Source organism: Desulfobulbus alkaliphilus (assembly GCF_016918545.1).
Taxonomy (GTDB): Bacteria; Desulfobacterota; Desulfobulbia; order Desulfobulbales; family Desulfobulbaceae; genus Desulfobulbus; species Desulfobulbus alkaliphilus.
The window spans coordinates 1-439 of record NZ_JAFFQC010000264.1 but is presented as its reverse complement, the minus strand read 5'-3'; the positions used below and the strand labels follow the sequence as shown (position 1 = coordinate 439).

1 protein-coding gene is annotated in these 439 nt (G+C 63.3%); it reads right to left on the bottom strand.

Annotated features, from left to right (window positions below; genetic code table 11):
- Positions 1–10 precede the first annotated feature (10 nt).
- Positions 11–439, bottom strand: a 429-nt coding sequence (locus JWG43_RS18440) for a phage capsid family protein (RefSeq protein WP_205244383.1), incomplete at its 5' end; no start/stop codon positions are given.

The window sequence follows — 439 nt, the reverse complement described above, 5'->3', positions numbered from 1 at the left end:
GGTCAGCGGCTTAGCGGCCGATGGCACTCACCGAGGTATCCAACACCATGCAGCCATGATCCTGGATGTTGCCGTTGCGCTGCTTGAAGCGGATCTTTTGCAGGCCGGAGACCCAACGGATCGAGATCTCGTTCGCGTTGCCATGGTCGGTCGGCTCTTGGTGCATGCCAAAGGAGCCCCCCTGCTCACCGGAACCGAAGGCGTTGGCCAGCGCCTGGCCACCCAGCAGCACGGCGCGGTCGATCAAGGTGCCGGCAACCTTGTCCACTTCCGCCCCGGTCGCAGAGTTGGCCGCACACACCTTGACGATGCTGCCCTGGCTGAAGCGGATCGGCATGCCCTTGTAGGGCTTGACCAGAATGCCGCGCCACATGGCACCTTCCCCGCGGAAGATGGGGTGATTCCAGCCCTTACTACGCTCCATCGCGGAAGCCAGCAT